Origin of the sequence: Gimesia chilikensis, from assembly GCF_008329715.1 — a bacterium.
GTDB lineage: Bacteria > Planctomycetota > Planctomycetia > Planctomycetales > Planctomycetaceae > Gimesia > Gimesia chilikensis.
The window spans coordinates 33122-53626 of the sequence record NZ_VTSR01000017.1; the positions used below are offsets into that span (position 1 = coordinate 33122).

22 protein-coding genes, 1 tRNA gene and 1 pseudogene are annotated in these 20505 nt (G+C 51.3%); 21 read left to right on the top strand and 3 right to left on the bottom strand.

Annotated elements, in window-relative coordinates; translation table 11 throughout:
• Positions 1 to 35 precede the first annotated feature (35 nt).
• Positions 36 to 647, top strand: coding sequence for a hypothetical protein (locus FYZ48_RS20335; RefSeq protein ID WP_145043738.1), 612 nt, complete (start codon positions 36 to 38; stop codon positions 645 to 647).
• Positions 648 to 709: 62 nt separating this feature from the next.
• Here the strand turns inward: FYZ48_RS20335 and FYZ48_RS20340 are convergent, their stop codons facing one another.
• Positions 710 to 967, bottom strand: a complete 258-nt coding sequence (locus FYZ48_RS20340) for a hypothetical protein (protein WP_145043740.1) — start codon at positions 965 to 967, stop codon at positions 710 to 712.
• 93 nt (positions 968 to 1060) lie between these two features.
• Here FYZ48_RS20340 and FYZ48_RS29675 point away from each other — a divergent pair.
• The 7 genes and pseudogenes from FYZ48_RS29675 to FYZ48_RS20365 form a co-directional block, all read left to right on the top strand.
• Positions 1061 to 1183, top strand: a pseudogene (locus FYZ48_RS29675) (IS3-like element ISBlma5 family transposase); the annotation flags it as partial.
• A gap of 1337 nt (positions 1184 to 2520) precedes the next feature.
• Complete coding sequence (locus tag FYZ48_RS20345; protein WP_187782136.1) at positions 2521 to 3573, top strand: phospholipase effector Tle1 domain-containing protein; 1053 nt, start codon at positions 2521 to 2523, stop codon at positions 3571 to 3573.
• A 554-nt stretch (positions 3574 to 4127) separates the two neighbouring features.
• On the top strand, positions 4128 to 4256 hold the full coding sequence (locus FYZ48_RS29815; RefSeq protein ID WP_261344367.1) for a hypothetical protein: 129 nt from the start codon (positions 4128 to 4130) through the stop codon (positions 4254 to 4256).
• A gap of 626 nt (positions 4257 to 4882) precedes the next feature.
• On the top strand, positions 4883 to 5251 hold the full coding sequence (locus FYZ48_RS20350) for a DUF1257 domain-containing protein (RefSeq protein ID WP_149343751.1): 369 nt from the start codon (positions 4883 to 4885) through the stop codon (positions 5249 to 5251).
• On the top strand, positions 5248 to 5442 hold the full coding sequence (locus FYZ48_RS20355; protein ID WP_149343753.1) for a DUF2997 domain-containing protein: 195 nt from the start codon (positions 5248 to 5250) through the stop codon (positions 5440 to 5442). Before FYZ48_RS20350 ends, FYZ48_RS20355 begins: the two co-directional genes overlap by 4 nt.
• A 42-nt stretch (positions 5443 to 5484) precedes the next feature.
• A complete protein-coding gene (locus FYZ48_RS20360; protein ID WP_149343755.1) occupies positions 5485 to 6972 on the top strand; it encodes an AAA family ATPase in 1488 nt (495 codons plus the stop codon).
• A gap of 25 nt (positions 6973 to 6997) precedes the next feature.
• Complete coding sequence (locus FYZ48_RS20365) at positions 6998 to 7318, top strand: hypothetical protein (RefSeq protein ID WP_149343757.1); 321 nt, start codon at positions 6998 to 7000, stop codon at positions 7316 to 7318.
• On the opposite strand, the gene FYZ48_RS20370 is transcribed toward FYZ48_RS20365, so the two are convergent.
• Positions 7319 to 7540: a helix-turn-helix domain-containing protein gene (locus tag FYZ48_RS20370; protein WP_149343759.1), complete on the bottom strand. Its 222-nt coding sequence runs from the start codon at positions 7538 to 7540 to the stop codon at positions 7319 to 7321.
• Between the two features lie 124 nt (positions 7541 to 7664).
• Between FYZ48_RS20370 and FYZ48_RS20375 the strand changes: the two genes are divergently transcribed.
• The 12 genes from FYZ48_RS20375 to FYZ48_RS20430 all read left to right on the top strand — a co-directional run bounded on the left by FYZ48_RS20375 (position 7665) and on the right by FYZ48_RS20430 (position 15955).
• Complete coding sequence (locus tag FYZ48_RS20375) at positions 7665 to 8063, top strand: hypothetical protein (RefSeq protein ID WP_149343761.1); 399 nt, start codon at positions 7665 to 7667, stop codon at positions 8061 to 8063.
• Between the two features lie 101 nt (positions 8064 to 8164).
• The gene (locus FYZ48_RS20380) at positions 8165 to 9115 is read left to right on the top strand and encodes a hypothetical protein (protein ID WP_149343764.1); all 951 of its coding nucleotides are present in this window, start codon (positions 8165 to 8167) and stop codon (positions 9113 to 9115) included.
• Positions 9116 to 9124: 9 nt separating this feature from the next.
• Positions 9125 to 9370 carry a hypothetical protein gene (locus FYZ48_RS20385; RefSeq protein ID WP_149343766.1) on the top strand — a complete coding sequence of 82 codons (246 nt, stop codon included), beginning with the start codon at positions 9125 to 9127 and terminating at the stop codon, positions 9368 to 9370.
• Positions 9371 to 9463: 93 nt separating this feature from the next.
• Positions 9464 to 9685, top strand: a complete 222-nt coding sequence (locus FYZ48_RS20390) for a hypothetical protein (RefSeq protein WP_149343768.1) — start codon at positions 9464 to 9466, stop codon at positions 9683 to 9685.
• 225 nt (positions 9686 to 9910) lie between these two features.
• Complete coding sequence (locus tag FYZ48_RS20395; protein WP_149343770.1) at positions 9911 to 10192, top strand: hypothetical protein; 282 nt, start codon at positions 9911 to 9913, stop codon at positions 10190 to 10192.
• Positions 10193 to 10246: 54 nt separating this feature from the next.
• Entirely contained in the window at positions 10247 to 10570 is a 324-nt protein-coding gene (locus tag FYZ48_RS20400) for a hypothetical protein (protein WP_149343773.1), read from the top strand.
• Positions 10571 to 10797: 227 nt separating this feature from the next.
• Positions 10798 to 11880, top strand: a complete 1083-nt coding sequence (locus FYZ48_RS20405) for a hypothetical protein (protein WP_242022723.1) — start codon at positions 10798 to 10800, stop codon at positions 11878 to 11880.
• A complete protein-coding gene (locus FYZ48_RS20410; protein WP_149343776.1) occupies positions 11834 to 12406 on the top strand; it encodes a hypothetical protein in 573 nt (190 codons plus the stop codon). The genes FYZ48_RS20405 and FYZ48_RS20410 overlap by 47 nt, the downstream gene beginning before the upstream one ends.
• 56 nt (positions 12407 to 12462) lie before the next feature.
• A complete protein-coding gene (locus FYZ48_RS20415) occupies positions 12463 to 13134 on the top strand; it encodes a ThiF family adenylyltransferase (protein WP_149343778.1) in 672 nt (223 codons plus the stop codon).
• A 152-nt stretch (positions 13135 to 13286) separates the two neighbouring features.
• Positions 13287 to 14390, top strand: a complete 1104-nt coding sequence (locus tag FYZ48_RS20420; protein WP_149343780.1) for a hypothetical protein — start codon at positions 13287 to 13289, stop codon at positions 14388 to 14390.
• 80 nt (positions 14391 to 14470) lie between these two features.
• Complete coding sequence (locus FYZ48_RS20425) at positions 14471 to 14737, top strand: helix-turn-helix domain-containing protein (RefSeq protein ID WP_149343782.1); 267 nt, start codon at positions 14471 to 14473, stop codon at positions 14735 to 14737.
• Between the two features lie 33 nt (positions 14738 to 14770).
• Positions 14771 to 15955: a tyrosine-type recombinase/integrase gene (locus FYZ48_RS20430; RefSeq protein ID WP_149343784.1), complete on the top strand. Its 1185-nt coding sequence runs from the start codon at positions 14771 to 14773 to the stop codon at positions 15953 to 15955.
• Between the two features lie 205 nt (positions 15956 to 16160).
• Here FYZ48_RS20430 and FYZ48_RS20435 read toward each other — a convergent pair.
• Positions 16161 to 16245: transfer RNA gene (locus FYZ48_RS20435), tRNA-Ser, on the bottom strand.
• Positions 16246 to 16780: 535 nt separating this feature from the next.
• Between FYZ48_RS20435 and FYZ48_RS20440 the strand changes: the two genes are divergently transcribed.
• Entirely contained in the window at positions 16781 to 20416 is a 3636-nt protein-coding gene (locus FYZ48_RS20440; RefSeq protein WP_149343786.1) for a tetratricopeptide repeat protein, read from the top strand.
• Positions 20417 to 20505 lie beyond the last annotated feature (89 nt).

The following is a 20505-nucleotide window of genomic DNA, read 5'->3' on the forward strand; positions in this document are numbered from 1 at the left end:
TTTAGATGATTTCCCCAGACGCGAATTGATTCTTTATGATGACGACCGAGCAACTTTTGAAAACGTTTCTCTCGACTATTGTATCTCTTGTTCCAAGTATATTAGCACTATATCTAGTCCTCAAAGGAAGATCAGAGGTTAGTACTTCGAAGAAGAGCGGACCTCAAAAGAAAGATGCATGGCTAAACACCAAATTAAGCGAATCAGTCTTATCTGGCACTGATCTTTTGAATGTAGACAAACCCCTCTCACGTATAGTGAGTAATACTTACTACCAAAGCTTAAGGAAAGAACTTTTCTTACTTTCAATCTCGGGTTTTTTCCCCTTTATACTTACATTTGTGAAAATAGCACTCGCTAATCCAGATTTACATAACGATAGCAGTAAAAATATCGCCTTTGCCTGCCTAAGTCCTCTCGGAATTATAGCTTTAATTCATTTTATTATAACCACAAAGGTTCTCATGATTAAAGATAAGGACTTTTATCAAAAGCATAAGAACAACCCACCAGGAGCATTTAAGATTCTAGCAAGGTTAAACTATGTTATGTTAATCGTCGTCGCACTAGCTGCATTTATCGTAAACTACGTGACTCTCCCATACCAAGAAAATGCCAGTACTGCTATTCAAATAGAACAGCCGTGAAAACTACAGTATATTAAAGGGTGTAGTTCTAGTAATTCACCGATGCAGATCACTTTTTATCTTCAATCTAACATACAAAACTTCATTCGCTTAATAGAACCCGACAGATCATGCCCGCCACCCAGCACTACCACCTTGATCCCCTGCCCTTTCAGTAAGTTCTTGATCATTTCATCTTCACGTTTCTCTTCTGCCTCTTTATCAAATCGAATCTTACCATCTTTGCCAGCAGGATTTGCAGCTTCAAAAGTCTCTGCGTTCTCAAGAGGCAAAACAGAGTTCAATTCATTTGATATCAGTAAATGAGCGGCGGCCCCCATTTGTAAATAGTCTCGCCGGTACTAGTCTGCTTTTCAAAAACTGATTCAAATTTATGAAGGTTCTTAGCGTCCTTTTAACGAGGAGAACGTTTGATGAACAAGCGAAGAAAACGTCACAACCCCGAGCAGATTGTCCGCAAGTTGCGTGATGCGGATGCGATGCTGAATGCCGGTAAAGATCTGGCATCCGTGCTGCAGATCCTGGAAGTCAGTGAATAGACTTACCTGCGCTGGCGAAATCAGACCGCCAACGGCCTCAGCAGTACAGGTCGGTCCATACTGGAGATCTTGTACCCGATCGTAGTCAGCCCCAAGCCACTGCCAATCATCAACAGTGCTTCCTGAGTGAACATCTCCCAGAAGAATTCCGCGGAAGTACGATATCCATATTAGCCCACTCCGCTAGCACCCGATTGGTTACAATCCGTGCCCCTACGTGATCTGATGGAATCCTGACCTTACCGAACGATCCTCGCTTCAACTTCGAATAACAGTCGTTAAGACGATGTCGATGTAGCACAGCAATTTCAGTTCTATTCGGCACAAATGACAATGAGAGATGGTCTCATCGAGCGGTATATTGGTTTCAATATCTGCAATTGATAGTTTGAGAAGTTCGCCAATGGTCTGTAGCAAATGGCCGAATCCAGATTCGAAAAATCTCGCTGCACTTAAATCTTGGGGCTGATTAAGAGCACAGGCCATTTTTGATGTGGATTTGCGAGGATCTTGATATTTTCTTTAAAGAGACCGAATGGGCATGCACATAAATTTAGTGCATTTATGTAGACATCACCCTGCGGCAATGGTAAATTTACTTAAGTCAAAATGCGTTCCTTTGATAACTGTACGGGTTATTAATGAGTTTCTAAAAGCCTTCATTGGAGATGACAACCAAGAATACTTGGCTGCCCTGATATCTAGTTTTGAGATCGAGGGCTACGAAACCGCTACACTTTTCTCAAGTCCGATAACGAACCTCTCTGTGCCTAGTGCACAGCATAGATGCCATATGATGAGGACAGTAACTAAGTTTTTTGCGAGCTCTTGCTGGCGGACGGTCTATTTCCGGTCTTGGTCCTCATCTCACAGCAACGGCGACTTGAGCAAAAGGGCATACATGAGTGAAGCGAAACAATCAAATACGAAGCCATTTTCCGAGCCTGAAATCTACTTACTGAAGAGCTTTGGGAATACCTACTATGAATCACCTTTTTAATTGAGCTTGCTGTCGTCATTTTGCCATGTTGCGTGGAACCGTCCAACTCCGCCGACTCGATACAGCGTGTGCCTGATCGATTTGACGAGAATTCCATTGGCACCATTAGAAACGTCAAATGCTTTGTCAGAAACGGCGATCACATATATGTTGATAGCGATTCGGCGATGATTTTTGAGAGACTTCTTGGTAACGACTCAAGCACTCGACACATCCTTAATTGCATATGGAGACAGCACACCAAAGCATGTGCTGCTTACTCGTAGTAAGTATTAAGACCATCTTCCGGTTTTCCCTTATCCAAGACAAAACCAAACTAAATGAGAGGCAACGAATGATGACTCGACTCTTGCTGACTAGTATTACTCTATTGGTAATTGGTCCAACATCACTGACAGCAAAGGATCTAGTTGTTCTGATGGACGGTACATGGAACAACTCGATTGACTATGGTGGTCGTCGTGAAAGTCTTAAATTCAAGTCTCTTTTCAGTTCGGGTGAGCCACTTCTCATCACCGAAAAATCGAAACTTGTGACCCCTTTGCCGCCTCAGGCGACAAATATCGCTCGAATGTATATGCTCTTGGATAACGATGCCGAACAAAAGGTGGCTTACATTCGTGGCATTGGCTCCGGGGAAGGAGATAAATTCCGGGGCGGAGCGTTAGGCAAAGGAGCAGAGGAACGTGTGAAAGCAGCCCTTAAGTTCATTGAGGACAACTGGCAAAGGGGCGACGAAATTTGTATTTTCGGATTCAGCCGTGGTGCAGCCACCGCCCGACAATTGGCCCGTAGATCGGAACTCAACGGAAAGAAGATCCGATTCATGGGCCTCTTTGACACCGTGGCCGCCTTCGGAATGCCCCAGACAAGACTCTCTCTCAGCGATGGAGTACGCAAGCAGTTCGAGGATTTTCACAATAAGCTCGCCATTCCTAATGACGTTGGATCTGTAGTGCATCTGGTGGCACTTGACGAGAAACGAATGACGTTTCTGCCAACGCTTATTCTGCCAGACCTGAACCATAACAATCCCCGCCGCAAGGAAATCTGGTTTAGCGGTAATCACGGAGATATTGGCGGTGGCTGGGATGACGAGCCGAACGCTACCTACCGAAGACGACAAATCGCCCTACGTTACATGCTAAAACAGGGCCATGGCCTTGATCTACCAAGAAATTGGCGAGACCACGCTGACGTTCGGGTCGATCCGACTTGGCAGAATCTCGGAGTGAACCATGCTTACAAAAAGTGGACTTTTCTAGAAGGATATGGCGGTGAACAGAAGCGGGAGAATTTGGGAGACACATCCCACCCCAACTTTGCCGTGCCCTACCGCCCACCTCTCAACTCGATCTTCGTGCATGAGTCTATTAGACAGAAATAGCGGTTGCTTTTTCAGACTTGCTTGGAGATATTCTGTTCGTGTTAAATACTTTCTACTTGGACTTTCCTCACATTGTGCAATGGAGCAGTTCCCCCCGCTTAATGCGACAAAGTCACACCTAATAATATGGTAACAATTCGTCTTTGTGCATCCTCAAACATGAGAGTAGTAGATCCCCACGAACTCAATATTGTGGGGATCTACTGTCTCATGAACAATATTGTTTTGACGGCATTGCCGTGCAAATGGCAGGCGACTAATTAACATGTTTCATGGAGATCGTCACTCGACGCTGCACTATTCTCGCTTGCATGTATCGATATCCTTCTGGATCGAAGAGACAATAGAATCCATTTGAATTGAAATGAATAAAATTCCAGAAGAGGATTAATTCCTGCGCGTAGTCCACTTCCACAGGCGCCCGTTAAAAGGGGATATTCAGTAAAAGTGACGATTCCACAGGACTTAATTTTCTTGACCAGTTGATCCGAATCGAAGTTTTCCTGTAACTCCTTAAACGGTACATCACGGACTGCCGCTGCCACCGAATCACCGTGCGCCGTGTATTCGCCTCGTCTGGCGATATAGCAGCGGCTCCCATCGCCACGACCATTGAAGTAGGCAGCGCGAAATACTTCGCAGCCATCGATTACTCGCGGCGCAGAGACACGCTGCATGGTTGATCCGTCAATGAATTCTAGATAGATCGATTACCCCTTATGGAGTTGATTTGGCGTCGTCAGACTCCCCATGCATAGAGATCTACCTGCGGACAATGTCACACCCTTCGGCAACAACTTCAGGCTTCTCAGGTCTAAAGATCCTTCAGCAAATAATGTCATACCCTCTAATTTTGCATCCGGGTATTATTGTTTTACGATCTGATACAGTTCTTGAATCGTGATCATTGTCTAACCTTTCCAAAAATGTTGTCCGGAAACAACCTTTGCCCCGGTAATTGTTAGGTACATCGTTTTTATTGTAAGCTGTTGATTAATCAGTACGAAAATCAGAGTGCAGATCTTTTCACCAAGGCGAACACTGACAAACCTAATGGGAATAAAACAACTCTTTTCTAGCTTGAGTGAGGAGCATAGATTTCTCTTTTATACTTGAAGACTTAAACAGCTAAATTCAGACCAAAAATGCGGCATATAAGGTGAGTCCTCTGGCATAACCATCAAGGATTCTGTTTTTGCCTTCTTCAGCTCGTTGCAGACCAATAGTGTCCGGTCTTCAGCGGGCTGTTTTCGTTTCAGGCTTCGGCTTGTTTCTCTTTTTACTTGTCCGTTACGCAAAGGAGCCACACGTGTCACACATCGTGCAAATTCAAACCGAGATCCGAGACCCGGCAGCAATACGCACGGCCTGTCAACGCCTGAAACTGCCGCCCCCGGTCCAGGGGGAATTCCAGCTTTACAACAGCAATGCCTCTGGCTGGGCGATTCAGTTACCCAGGTGGCGCTACCCTGTCGTCTGCGACATCAATACATCCAAACTGGCCTTTGACAATTTCGAAGGCCGCTGGGGAGACCGCGCTGAGCTTGATCGTTTTCTGCAGGGGTATGCCGTAGAGAAAGCCAAACTGGAAGCCCGTAAGCAGGGACACACGATCCGTGAACAACCTCTAGCCGACGGTTCGATCAAGCTCATGGTTCAGGTTGGAGGTGCGGCATGAACCAAACCATCGAAATCATCATCACCCCGGACGGTCAGTCCCGCATCGAAACACAGGGTTTCACTGGCAGCGACTGTCGCACCGCCAGCCGGTTTCTGGAACAGGCCCTTGGCAAAGCAACGTCAGAACAGCTCAAACCGGAATTCCATCAGCGTGCTTCGGAAGATGAACACCTGCAGGAAGGCCGTTGAACTGGTTCTTATTTACCGATTCTTTATGACTGGAGACCGCTTATGACACTGAAAACAACATTTATCGAATACGTCCGTGCCTGCTTCACCGGTATCTGGATCGAAAGCCACGAACAGCAGGAAGCCCTGGCCGAACTGGCCCAGCTCTGTCGCGAGGAAGCTTGGCAACTGGCGAACTGGGATATCGATCAGGGACTACAGGGCACTGACGACACGAGTATCGTGGGGAGCACCGATCCCCTGTCCGCCATTAAGGCGGTCAACGCGTTTGCCACACCTGACGGTACCGCGGTCCTGGTGCTGCAGAACTTTCATCGGTTCATCCAGTCCGCCGAGATCGTGCAGGCCCTGTCGCAGCAGATCCTGACCGGCAAACAGACTCGAACCTTCATCGTGATCCTGGCCCCGGTTGTTTCTCTACCCGCAGAATTGGAAAAACTGTTCGTGGTGCTCGAACATGCCCTTCCGGACCGGGAGCAGCTGGCTGAAATCGCCCGGGAGATCGCGACCGAACCGGGCGAACTGCCCGGAGACCAAGAACTGGAGTCCGTCCTGGATGCCGCCAGTGGGCTCAGCCGGTTCGAAGCGGAAGGGGCCTTTTCTCTTTCCCTGGTACGGGAGGGACGGATCAGTCCCGCAGCGATCTGGGAACTCAAAACCCAGACGCTGAAGAAATCAGGACTGCTGACACTGCACCGAGGCGAGGAACGATTTGACAGCCTGGGTGGCCTGGAATCACTCAAGGAATTCACTCGCTCTGCACTACTCTCGCCACAACGCCAAAACCAGCACTTGAGGCCGCGAGGCGTGTTATTGCTTTCGCCTCCCGGCTGTGGGAAATCCGCCTTCTGCAAAAGCCTGGGAAAAGAAGTTGGCCGCCCGGTGCTGATCCTCGATATAGGAGCACTCTTGGGTTCCTTGGTGGGGGAATCAGAGAAACGGACACGTCAGGCGCTGCAGATCGTCGATGCCATGGCCCCCTGTGTCTTGATGATCGATGAAATCGAAAAAGCATTTGCCGGTGCCGGTAACTCGGGGCAGACCGACAGCGGCGTTTCGTCCCGCCTGTTTGGCCAGTTTCTAACCTGGCTGAATGACCACTCTTCAGATGTGTTTGTGGTAGCCACCAGCAACGACATCTCGAAGTTGCCCCCCGAATTCGGTCGTTCGGAACGCTTCGATGGTCTCTTCTTTGTGGACCTGCCAGGACGGGAACAGAAAGACCGGATCTGGTCGCAGTACATACAATTGTTTGGCCTCGATCCGGAGCAGCCCCGTCCGGACGATACCGACTGGACCGGAGCAGAGATCCGCAGTTGCTGCCGGCTGGCAGGTCTGCTACAGATTACCCTGGTCCAAGCCCAGCAGAATGTGGTTCCAGTCGCGGTCACGGCTGCGGAATCCATCCACCGACTGCGTGAATGGGCCAGCGGCCGCTGTCTGGATGCCGATCGTCCGGGTATTTATCATGCACAGGATCAGAGAAAACCGTCCCGCCGGAACCTCAAACACCTGGCTTCTGTCAACTGACTCGTATGTCCCGGAAAGGAGCAACATGCTGATACAAGCAGATATTACGCTCATCATCGCGGCCCTGCAGTTCTGGGCAGAAGAAATGGATCCTGAGGACGAACAGTGTTTGAGGATCTATGCTGAGACTCCACACTCTGAGCAAATCTGGACGCCAGCGGAAATCCAGCAACTGAGATCGCGTCTGAAAACGGCCCACCTCAAGTACGTTGTTTCCAACGAATCGAGAACCGCGTTGCAAGACAGGGAATTACACTCCACATCCCAGGAAGCTTTCGAGACCTGTAACAATCCTACCGATCTGGTCGGCACACTGCTGTTGCCAGAGGCCCCGCCCGAGATCTGATCAGACCCCTTCCATCAGCTCAGCCACGCTGATTCCCAGCGTAGCGGCAATCCGCTCAATGTTCCGCAGGGCGACATTCCGTTCGCCCCGTTCAATCCCGCCTACATAGGTCCGGTCCAGCTCGCAGGCGTAGGCAAAATTCTCCTGGGAATAGCCCTGTTCCTTGCGGAGTTCCCGCACCCGTTCGCCGAATCGCTTCAAAATGTCTTTGCGTTTTGCCATGCAGACATTTAACACTTGACAGCGACGATGAAACCACGGACTATAAGTATCATGTGAATGGTCCACAAATGACTATGACAGCTGCGTTTTGGATACAGAACTGCAGCCCAGACAGGAGACAAATATGGAAAAAGTCACTCTCAGTGCGATCATTTTCCTGGTGATTCTGATCGCCATACTGTTTATTGCCCCCGAGGACGAGCAAGGCGTCGGTCCCCAGGGGAGTTCCGTTGAGATCAAACGCCACGCTTCTGACCTGCTGAACGTGCACGATGTGAAAATTACTCCCGAAGGGGTACTGCAGATGTCCTACCTTGATGATACAGGCTTTCTGACCTCGCATCACTTCATCAACCTCAAGTCCGGTAACGTGATTCTCGTCGAAGACGAAGAATTCACACCAGAGCGGGTTATGCTGACTGACACCTTGCATGGGGGCCTGAAAGTCACGGTGGCCAAGTCATTGAACCTGAACCTACCCCCGACCACAGCCAAAACCCCGCTCAGCCCTCCCCCACGCTGACATCCGATTATTTAAAGACAATCTGCTTCTCGTGTTGATGCCGTTCAGTCCTTTGGAGCTGGGCGGCATTTTTCATTTCCCACTTTCAAAAAAGGAGCGTTATGAATCAATCCATTCTCGATGAACCACAGCCTGCCGCCTCCATCCGCGGTCCTGCCGAGCGACTGCGAACATCGATGGCGGCCGCCCGACTCAGCTTCACCTGGCTGGGCGTCCGCAAGTCCCTCACTGCTGTCCAGAAAAACCGGGCCGCCGATTCCTTCGGTGCCGAGGGAAAATTCCTCTCGGCCGGGAAAAAGCTGCTGGATACCACGCATCCCGCCTTCAAAGCCGTGACCGCGGTCCGGGGACGGGCGGTCGCTTTCTGGAAAGGAGTTTCGCTGCCCTATCCCGAAGCGGGTATTCGCCTGATCCGGCAGTCAGAGATCACCGACTTTGATCAGCGGATGAGCGAGTTCCAGGTAGAACTGGAAACCGCGGTACGCGAACTGGATCGGCATTTCGAAGAGCTCAAGTCGGCCGCCCGTATTCGCCTGGGGGACCTCTATGATCCCGCCGACTATCCCCACTCCCTGACAGGGCTGTTTGCCATCGAGCATGATTTTCCGGCGGTGGAGCCACCAAACTATCTCAAACGACTGAACCCGGAAGTCTATGCCCAGGAATGCCAACGAGTACAGCAGCGGTTTGATGAGGCCGTGCAACTGGCCGAACAAGCCTTCCTGGAAGAACTCGGACGCCTGGTCGAACATCTGACCGAGCGTTTGAGCGGTCAATCGGACGGGAGGCCCAAGGTCTTCCGCGATACCGCGGTTTCCAACCTGACCGACTTCTTTGAACGGTTTCAGCAGCTCAATGTCCGCTCCAATGATCAGCTCGACGCACTCGTGGAACGGGCGCAGCAAATTGTGAGTGGTGTTGCTCCGCAGCAGTTGCGGGATAACGGCAATCTGCGGCAAAAGGTCGCCTCGCAGCTCTCGGGAGTCCAGTCTTCCCTGGAAGGACTGCTGCTCGATCGCCCCCGCCGTAATATCTTGCGGCGTGCGCAGTGAGGTGACCAGATGGAGCTCCTGATTACCCCGGAAGCAACCATCCGTTGCCTCTATGACGAAACACTGGAACTGACCGCGCTGGGACAACCGCAGATCCAGCGGGGCTCTCATGTGGAACCGACAACAGACGGAAACTGGACGGCCGACCTCAGTCCGGTGAGTGGTCCCCTGCTGGGGCCGTTTCCCCGGAGATCAGAAGCCCTGGCGGCCGAGGTCGCCTGGCTGGAGCAGCACTGGCTGCTCTCGAACTCTTAAACGGTACTACCCTGTTGATTCGGGGTGGTTGTGTAATTTCTCACGACCACCCGAGTGCCGGTGGTCGTATTCTCTTTTTATGAGGAGTGAACGATGACCCAACAGGACCTGGACCAGGCGGTGGCCACAGCCACCGGTGAAGATGTGCGTGCCATCCGGCAGCGAGGCTTCAGCCTCGCCAACCCGTTAAAAGTGAACTTTGATCCCGAGCCGGATCTGCGACCGCCTCAGTCAGTGGACTGGGATGAGCTCAGTCTGCAGCAGAATGTGGCGTTGTTTGCCCAACGCTGTGGCCGAGTGCCGGGGTTGATTTAGGTCGTGGACAATCATCCTAAAGATACCCGAGAAGCCCAATTACTGGAGCACACTCTCCATTCGATCAGTTTCTGGACTGTGGCCTGTCTGATTGCCGGCTGTTTTCTGGGCTGGCCTCTCTTGCTAGCTTTGCCCGCCACGCTCTGGGGAATGTGGCAATTCTACTTTCAGACCAACGAAGACTGATCTGGTCATTAACCATCTACTATTTGACAGGGAGTGACTATGGTACGAGCCAATCGTCCGCGGTTTTCGCCGGGCATGATTCTAGCCACACGCAACGCGCTGGAGCAGTTACCACAGCATGAGATGCAGCGCGCCCTGGTCCGCCATCTTGCCGGTGACTGGGGCGACTGCTGTCCCGCGGATGCAGAAGCCAATGATGCCGCTTTACTGAGCGGTGATCGACTGCTGTCAGTTTACCACACGGCGGACCAGATCAAGTTCTGGATCATCACCGTGGCAGACCGCTCTGCAACCAACATACTGTTACCCGAAGACTACTGACCTATTCGCTGACCACAGCGAATGAATTCTTACTCAAACATCCAGGAGAAACGTATGCATATTTTATTCATCAACAATGACGGTTCCGGTTTTGCAGACCAGATTGAAATCAGTGCCGCCCTGAGTGTGGCGGCACTGTTTCAGCAGCGACTGCCTCATGGACGTCCACAAGACTACCTGATCCGTGTCAATCGTCAGCCAACGACTGCCAACTACATCCTGCAGGAAGGAGATCGTGTTTCGATCACTCCCACCAAGATTGAGGGGGCGGCACAACAGCCCCTGCTACCGCTTGTCTGTTTTCTCTTGTCCCGGTTGAAAGGAGCTCTATGGGAGCCCGACAACGACTCAACAGTCTCTATTTCTACATCATCGTGATCGTCTCAGCGTCGATCGGCGGGGCCACCGAGTCATGGCTTGTCTTCTGGATCAGTGTCGGTGTCATGGCAGCAAGCATGTTGCATGGGGGTGAGATTCGTCCCCACAGTCGATCCAGCAAGCCGTTGCGCCGACGTCGCTGAACGATCAACGTCGTTTCGTATTTTTATTCCTTCAAAGAGACCACCTGTGAAACCGGGTGGTCTCTTCATTTTAAGGAGTCTGTTATGCACCAAGATCTAGAGTCGAGGCATTGGCTCCGCGTGGCTCGGGAGGTCGCGGCACGGTATGTCGAAGTTGCATCCCGTCAGGAGCGACTGCCACCGCTTCCCCAGGATGCCTGGCTCAGAGTGAACCGCTGGGAACGTCTCTATCAGAAAGCCTGTTTAAAACAGTATCCGGTCGCCAGCCGACGTTGTCGTGAAAGGTTCCAGCTGGCACTGACTTCAGCCATCCGTGAGTGGGCGACTTACCGGGACGGACTTCTTCAAAATCAGGTTACCACGACCATCCCCTCGCTACGCGAGATTGATGCTGAACTCCGTGCACTCTCCTCCGAGTTTGAGGCTGTCGCGATTGACTGGGATGAAAAAGAAATTGTCGTTCAGACGCCATCCATTGTTCTGGATGGCGTTGATTTGGGAGGATTCGAGATCCGGCTCCGCTGGAGAGAACTAGGAGAGCCGCAACCCTACCGGGTCGTCTCCCTGGCCGAAACCGGAGACGACGACGTACATCATCCGCACGTGCAGGCTGATGCTCTCTGTGAGGGGGAAGGCAAGGTACCTATCAGCAGGGCTCTGTTTGAGGGACGGATCGGTGATTTCTTTCTGTTGGTCCAGCAGATCCTGCACACGTACAACTCGGGTTCAGCTTACGTCCCGCTGAGTCGCTGGTACAGTCTCGAGTGTGCCGACTGCGGTGACTCTGTTTCGCGCAATGAGAGTCACACCTGCTCGATCTGTGAGCAGACCACCTGCGGTTATTGCAGGCGGGGCTGTGCCCGTTGTGGGAACGCCCTCTGTTCCAGTTGCGCTGATCGCTGTGAATCGTGTAACGAAATCTTCTGTCGTAGCTGCCTGTCGACCTGTACTTCCTGCAGCGAATGCTGCTGTCACTCCTGTCTCTGTTCTGAAACCTGTCCTGCCTGTCTTGAAGAAAGCGAGGAAGATTCCCATGCCCCATCCGAAGACTCATCCACTAACCCATCGCCTGCTGCATCGTCCGCGCCGGAAGCGTCCCCCGCGCAGGAAACGTCGCCTGTTGAAGTTCAGCCCGTATGCCTGGGCCAAGCTGATTTACCTGCGTGACCGCGGAACCACCGAAGTTGGTGCGTTCGGGATTACCGATCCCGGGCAGCCCCGGTTCGTCAAAGACATCATCCTGGTCAGCCAATCCTGTACCGAAGTCACCGTCGCTTTCGACGACACAGCGGTTGCCGATTTCTTTGACGATCAGATCGACGCGGGCCGGCATCCGGAACAGTTTGCGCGGATCTGGATTCACACGCACCCTGGAAATTCTGCGGAGCCGAGCGGCGTCGATCACGAAACCTTTGCCCGTGTGTTCGGTAACTGTGACTGGGCTGTGATGATGATCCTGGCCCGGAATGGAGCAACCTATGCCGAACTGAAACACACGGGGAAGCCCCAGCCAGAGCCGCTTTCCGTGGGCATTGATTTCCGCGATGAATTTACCGGCAGCAACCAGGCGGCCTGGGAGGAGGAATACCTGCGGTTTGTGCAGGAAGCCCCCCCGTCCCCAATCTGGGATATGGATTTCACGTCGTTCGACGAACCTCATCCGTCCGAACAGTGGCCCTGGCTCCCCATTTGAGGGGCCAGGTGCCTGATGTTCTTAATGAAACACTTTTTGAATGGAAAGTAAAACATATGAATACAACTCAGGATCGTTTTGAACGTCAGTCGGATCTGGTACCCGCCGAAAAACTTCGCTCCTTAACCGTGACCGTAATCGGTGTAGGGGCCATCGGCAGGCAGGTGGCCCTGCAGTTGGCGTCTCTGGGCGTACGTCGGCTGCAGCTGGTGGATTTTGATCAGGTCGAACCGACGAATATCACCACGCAGGGGTACTGCATAGCAGATCTGGGACAGTCGAAAGTCGAGGCCACGGCTCGGGCGGTCAGGGCCATTGATGCCGGGATTGAAGTTGAAACGGTAAATGACCGTTTCCGGCCGCGGTTGGTGATGGGAGAAGTCGTCTTCTGCTGTGTCGACTCCATCAGCAGCCGGTCTGCCATCTGGAGGACGCTCCGTGATCAGTGCGCGTTCTGGTGTGATGGTCGGATGCGGGGCGAAGTGCTGCGGGTCCTGACGGCCGTGGACTCGCCAACCCGCGCACACTACGACGGCACGCTGTTTCCCCAGGCGGAAGCACAGACCGGGGCCTGTACGTCCCGCAGCACCATCTATACCGCCAGTATCGCTTCAGGGCTAATGCTGCATCAGTTGACTCGTTGGTTCCGTGCGATGGATGTGGACCGTGATCTGACGCTGAATCTGCTCGCTGGTGAGTGGCAAGTTGAGGATATTCTCGACTGCTGATTTAAGGGACATCGAAAATATTTCCTAAAATCGTATACATACGAACCCTGCCTTTTGGTGTTTTGTTCTTTTTTTATTTTCAAAAAAGATAATGATTGTTCCTGATGGCAAATTTCGTATCCAGTTAATAACCAGTCAGCATGGAGGACCACATGAATATCGAGAATGGGTTTTGCAGTTCGTATGCCATTACTCCAAGACCACCTTATCAATTTCGATCTCTCTCAGTACCAATGAGATGGGAAGTCACTCGACGGCATGCAATCTATCAAATTTATTGGAGCGATTCATTCGAATCACTCTCAGATGATCCGTATTTGCAAGAGTTACGACTACTGATGCAAAGTGCAAGTACCATAATTCTGGGAATGATTGGATTTAGTGGTCCTGCTATTCCTCCTGAAACCGATTTCAATGACATTGGTTGTGACCCTTTACCCACCTGGATGGCAGGTTGTGTACACCCCATCACTTTCAAGGGACTGGTTGGAATTCTGCTGCGCCATTTACCATCAGAAGTGTTGTCGGAAATTGCTGATCTATTTCAACAGGCTTCATCGAATAGAACAGAAATGAAATATGAGGCATTGCAACATCTTGTAGATCTAAATGCAGAGGAGCTAAATGCATATCCTGATGACCTGTTTGTTTCCCTATCTCCCACAGCTTCAGTTCGCCGACTCAATTTAGATCTTAATACCCTGCTCAAGGCTTATCGAGAGCGGACTAAGATTCCAGAGCAAAGGGACCGGGAAGATTCATACAGAGCAGCATTACATGTCTGGGATCTTCGAGAAGGGTGGTCTGAAGGAAGATACCATAATGGAAACGAACAGACCTTGTCCGCTATCGCTGCAGATCTGGGAGAATCGTTACCGACCGTAAACAATCGATACCGAAGAGCCTTCGAATTGATTACCGGATACGGGTATAGTCCAGAGTTATGGTTTAGAGTCTTTGGTCCATTAAAGTTTCATGGTTACAAGGATATCAGTGATGTATTAAATAGCCGTCCCCGCCGTTCCCCTTCTCCCAGAGAGATACCCGATGCTGCCATTTCTTTTGGAGATCATTCCAGTTTCGTTGCAGAGTACTCAACAGAATCAAATGCTGACTACATTGAAATGCAGTTGGAACTGAGGGAACTATTGGCCACAAATCTGACTGATGAAGAAATTGCTGAGCGAATTGGGACCAACAAAATTGATTTGATTGGGGAATATCGACGGCGTTTTGGAGACCGACCGGGCAGCTAAGAAAAATAACGTATGCACTATTCGGTAAGCGGGAAATTAATAGAGAGCTATTACTTTTCCTTGCATTCCCAGGTGTATACATGGCCAACCCATCTTCATCCGATCTTCTGAGTATCGAAGAAGTTAGCGATATCATTTCGCTTTCTATCAGCACCATCCGCCGCCGGATCCGCGACGGTAGCATTCCAGCCATCCAGCCAGGTGGGAAGGGTACAAAACTTCTCATCCCCAAAGAGTGGATTAATCAGCAAGCTACCACTCCTCAATCCTCTCGCCTGGAACCGTCCAGTTCCGGGCGACACCAGCGTAAAAGCATCTCTGGACCGCCACCCCGCTGGAAAAAATAAACACATACTACAATCAATAAACACGGAGATCATATGCCCAAACCACGACAAAATGAGATACACGATTGCAAGTACTTCCATTGGAAGATGCTGAAACGAAACGAAATCTACTATGCCGACGGTCGCTCCAATTCTCAGAATCTTGGCCGGCACTCGCTGGGAACACGTGACCGTGATGAAGCTCTGGAGAACCTCGACCAACTCGACCTGATTATGGCCGTTGATCTGGGGCTTGCCGACCGCACTCTGTTGGAGCAACACGAAACCCTGTTATCAATTTCAGAGGGCAGGGCACTTTATGAAGAACATTGTAAGCGTCCTGTGATTGCCGGTGGTCCCCGGCCTGCGACTCGCAAACGCTATCGAGCAGTCCTCGATAAGTTTGATGAGTTTTGCAAAGCCAAAGGGAAGAACTATTGGAATGAGCTTAATCGACGCGTGATGGATGAGTATGCAACCTGGCTCCAAGAGAAAAAGGACTACGCATATCAGACCTTGTATCTGGAACTGACAACGCTCAAGCAGATCCATAAGTATTTCCTCGAGAACAATCTGCTTCCTTCGGAGTTGCGTTTTCATTACCCAATCCAAAAAGAAACGGACTCGTCAACCTACTGTTGGACAACGCGAGAGGTGGAAGCCATGCTGAAACTTTGCAAAAAGAAAAAGCAGTTCTGGCTCCGACACGTGTTGATCGGCTTGGTTACAACCGGAATGCGAATCAGTGAACTGGCAGGCCTAATGTGGAAAGACATAGATCTGCAACGACAGATCATCATACTGGCAGACGAGAGCCGCCGTCGGGATGCAGCAACAAAGAATCGGAGAACAACGAAAAGCGGCAAAAGTCGCAGCTTCCCGATTCATTCAGATTTACAAGACGTTCTGACAGAAATTCAAAGGTATGATGACGGGCTGGTCTTCCACGGTCCACTGGGTGGGAAAATCAAACCAGATACCATCCGAAATATTTTGATTCGGGAAATCCTCCAGCCATTGTCAAAGAAGTTCCCGGCAGAACCAGGGAAGGCTGGTCTGATAGATGGCCGCCTGCACTCATTTCGACATTACTTCTGTTCTGTCTGTGCCAATAACGGGACACCGGAACGAGTGCTGATGAACTGGCTGGGGCACAGCAGTAGCAGGATGGTGAAACGCTATTACCACCTACACGATGAGGAGTCTTTGAAGCAGATGCAGAAGATCACATTCGTTTGAGTAGTTTTAACAGGCAGCAGTGAGCTGCCCAGTATTAACCCTTTTTATGAAACAGGGACAGTCAGTTCCTGGCCAGAAATGAGCGACCTGACACCTCTCGCCGGTATCTGATTGACACAGTCTTGTCACAGTTGACTGTGCCAATAAAAATGGTCGTTGCAAACTACTGATTTTCCAGTGCTTACAACGACCATCGAATTGGATGCGGAGAGAGGGGGATTCGAACCCCCGGTACCTTGCGGCACACCGGTTTTCGAGACCGGCACATTCGGCCACTCTGTCACCTCTCCGGACGGACCGCGGTACCCATACAGGGACTGCGGAGCCAGCGTGTTTCACAGCATATAAGTAACGTGGCTCAGCGTCAAATTCCAGCCGGGACCGACTTTGCTTTTCCTGTAAAGACAAACCGAATCGCTCTGTCGTTCACTTGGGAGTCGGTCGGGAGTCCAACTTTCCCCTCTTTTTTCACGTAGGAAACAGAGATTAACTGCGTTAAAAGGAAAGACCGGAAGGCCAGTCAGGCGCAGGAACAGCTTGAATTTGGACGATTCCGTGCATCTTTCTTGCAGACTCCCCGACGTCGGGATATGCTGGTATTCATAGAGATTTTCTGTAAAGAAAGGTTCCCTTTCATCTTGGAAAAATCATCTCTCGCAGAAAATTACTATCTGACAGCGAACATTTGATAAACGAAGTAGGTATGATGTATGCCGGGGTACGCCCATTCTGTGGGGTGCTTTCGACAGGCGTGATGTCACAGGTATCGATTCCTCATCTCTCACGGCCTCGGTTCATCCGTTCATTAGCGATGGAATTTAGAATATGCGTCTTTTCCATTTTGTTTCGATCGTGACTCTGTTTACGGTTTTGACTTTCGCGTCCTCTCTCCCTGCAGAAGAACAGTATCTGGAATTTGTGCAGGGGTTGCGTGAGAAAAATTATCACGATATCGCACTCGATTACCTGAATCAGATCGAAGCAGCCAAGGACACTCCCAAAGAGGTCCGCGAGTTGATTCCCTTCGAACGTGCCATGACGTTGATGCTGTTCTCGCGAACCCAGAAACTTCCCGAAGAACAGGAAGAGACGCTGAATAAAGCGCTGGCGCAGCTGGAACTGTTCGCCAAGCAGAACCCGAATCACCCCAAAGCGGGTACCGCGAATACGGAACGGGGAAAGATTATTCTGGAGAAAGCGGAAGTCGAAGTCCGCAAGGCAGAATCCCCCTCAGAGCAGAACAACAAGAAGGCCCATCAGGAAGCAGCCCGCAAGCTGATTGCCCAGGCACGCAGTATCTTCCAGAAAGCCTATGATCAGCACGAAAAGACCTGGAAATCGTTTCCGGCAACCTTTATCGACAAAAATAAAGAGCCGGAAAAATACGAAGCCCGCGCCAAAGCGGAAATTCAATTCATGAGTGCGCAGCTGGATCTGGCTCAGTGTACTTATGCAGAAGCGCAGACTTATGATCCGGGCAGTGCCGACTTCAACCGGCTGCTGAAAAAGGCATCGGAAGAGTACGCCAAGATTCACGAACGTTACCGCAGTCAGGTGGGTGGTCTGTATGCCCGCATGTGGCAGGGAAAATGTTTTGAAGAGCAGGGCGAACTGGGCCGGGCCTTGGGGATTTATAATGAACTGCTGGGGCACCCGGGTAAATCGCAGCCCATCCGGCAGTTAAAAGACAACATTCTGCAGTTCCGCCTGATCTGTCTGAATGATGAAAAGAAAAAAGACTATCAGCTGGTCATCAACGAAGCCGAGCAGTGGCTGAAGGAAAACCGGTCCCGCAGACGCACCGCTGTCGGCCAGGGGATCACCTGGGAACTGGCGCGGGCACAAGAAGCACTGGCCACCCAGGAAGGGGTGAAACCGGCGGACCAGGAACGCATCCTCCGTCAGGCACTGACCAACGCCCGCTTCGTGAATGCTTTCCGCGGGAAGTTCCGTGATGTCTCCCGCCTGATGATCGGACGAATCAATGCCAAAATCCAGGGAAGAGCCGGTGGCGACCCCGAAGACTTCGCGACTGCGTACGGTCTGGGACAGGATCGTATTCAGCAAACCAAAACGCTGAAAGAGAAGGTAGCTGCTGCCAAAACACCTGCGGCTAAGAAGAAAGCGCAGGTGGAACTGGACCAGTTCATGGAAGAGACAGCGCGCCTGCTGAAGCTGGGGCTCAAACTGGCTGACAAAAAAACTGATCAGAAAGAACTCGACCACGCCCGCTTCCTGCTCTGCTACACCTACTACAACCTGCGGCGGAGCTATGAATGTGCAGTGCTCGGCGAATTCGTTGCAAATTATCACGACAAAGACAGCTCGCAGGTCGCCCTGGACGCAGCCTACCTGGCGTTGGCAGGTTATCTGCAGGCCTATAACGATTCTCCCAAAGAGCAGCGTTATGTCGACAATCAGCACATGGAGAGTATCTGCAACCTGATCACGGAAAAATGGCCGGAAAGCGATCGAGCCAACGATGCTAAAATTCAGCTGGGTAACATCTACAGCCAGACCGAGCGTCCGGCAGAAGCAGCCAAATGGTACTCCAAGGTTCCCGCTTCGGCCCCTCAATACGTCGACGCCCAGATCAAAGCCGGACAGGCTTACTGGAACAGTTATCTGACGGCACTGGCCCGTCGTTCTGATGATAAACCCGCGAATCTGAATGAGTGGGCCTCACTGGCTGAGAAACACCTGCGAACGGGGATTGCTGCCACAGAGAAAAAGGTACCGGCTAAAGATCCTGCTCCTGAAATCCTGACCGCAGCCAAGACTTCTCTGGCACAGATCGCTCTGGACAAAGGCAACTACCAGGAAGCCATCGATATCCTGGGGAAAGATCCTCACTCGGTACTCAAAGCAATTCATGTCGCTAAAGGTAAAAAACGTCCTGCCAAAGGGGTGCAGAGTTCCGAATTTGCCAACCTGGTTTACCAGTTACAGCTGCGTGGTTATATCGGCCTGCAGCAGATCGATCTGGCCCGGAAAGCCATGCAGCAGCTGGAAGAATCCGCCTCCGGTTCCGGAGGGGAAGCGATTACCGACATGTATCGGCAGCTGGGTGAAAAAATCACCGAAGAAATTGAACGGCTGAAAGCGACCGGCGATACCAAACGCCTGGCCGACGTGCGGAAATCACTGGAAACCTTCCTGAATGATATCTTCAAGCGGAAAGATCAGACTTACGGATCACTGGTCTGGATCGGAGAAACTTATTACGGAATGGGACTGGGAGCCAGCGAAGATCCGGCGACAGCCCGCAAGTATTTCGATAAAGCAGCAGCCGCCTTCGAAGAAATTAAGAAACGGCAGGCAGCTACGGGCGATTTCATTCCCGGCAATTTCGAAGTCGGCATTACTCTGCGACTGGTGAACTGCAAACGGGAACAGGATGAGTTTGAAGCAGCCCTCACACTGCTCACCCCCGTATTAAAGGAAAAAGACAAGTCCCCCGAAGTTCAGTTTGAAGCAGCCAAGATCCTGATGGACTGGGCCGAAAGTGGGCAGGGGAATTCCAACGAAAAGTACATGCAGGCAATCAACGGGATGCAGCTTGAGAATGGCGCCCTGATTCGTGGCTGGGCCTATCTGGCACGGCTGCTCTCAAAATCCATGGCCTCCTCAGGTCGAGACGATCTGAAGAAAATGTATTACGACGCGCAGTACAACAGTATCGACACGCGTCGCAAGTACGGCATTGCCAGCAACGATGTTTCACAACTGGAGATGGCGAAATCGGAAGCAAACGTTTTTGCTCAGATCAGTGTGGATCTACCCGACGATGTCTACGAGCGATTTAATCAACTTTACCGACAGGTCCAGACCGACCTGGGTGAAGACCCGCAGGATCTGGAACGACGCAAAACAGCCACGGAAACAGTGGCCAGCAATCAGGCAGCTCAGCTGCAGGAAGCTCCTCCAACGAATACTCAGCAGCAGGTGGCACAGCAGTCACAAGAGGAGGCTGCTGCCCAGGGAGGCTCCAGCACCATCCTGTTCCTGGTCGTAATTTTACTGGGAATCGGCGGTGCCGTGGCGTTCTTCTTCTTTGGTCTCAAAGGCAAGAAATCGCGGCCCTCTTACCAGTTTGCTACGAGTGGAACTGCATCTGCCGACATCAATATTGCTCCGCCTCCAGCGTCTCCTAAACCGAGTCGCTCCAAACCGGAAAAAGCCTCTCGTCCGGCTCCTGTGACAGACAAGCCGCAGCCTAAGAAACCGGCGCCTGAGAAAACTGCGAGCAAAGAGACGAGCAGCAAAGAGAAATCTTCTTCCAGCAGTTCCGGAAAAGAGAAACGGAAACTGACTCCCGAAGAAATTGCAGCCCGCAAAGCCAAGCTGGCTCAGATGTCGCCCGAAGAGCTGGCAGCACGTAAAGCCGCGATTGCCAAGAAAAAGGCGGCCCAGGCCAAACAGCAGAAGAAATCAAAACCCGGCTCAGACAGCGAATCCTAGAACTATATCCAGGACCGCTCAGCAGAACCGGTCGTTATATTGACTGATTGATTTAGATAAGACAATTTGAGAAAAGTTATTTCATACCG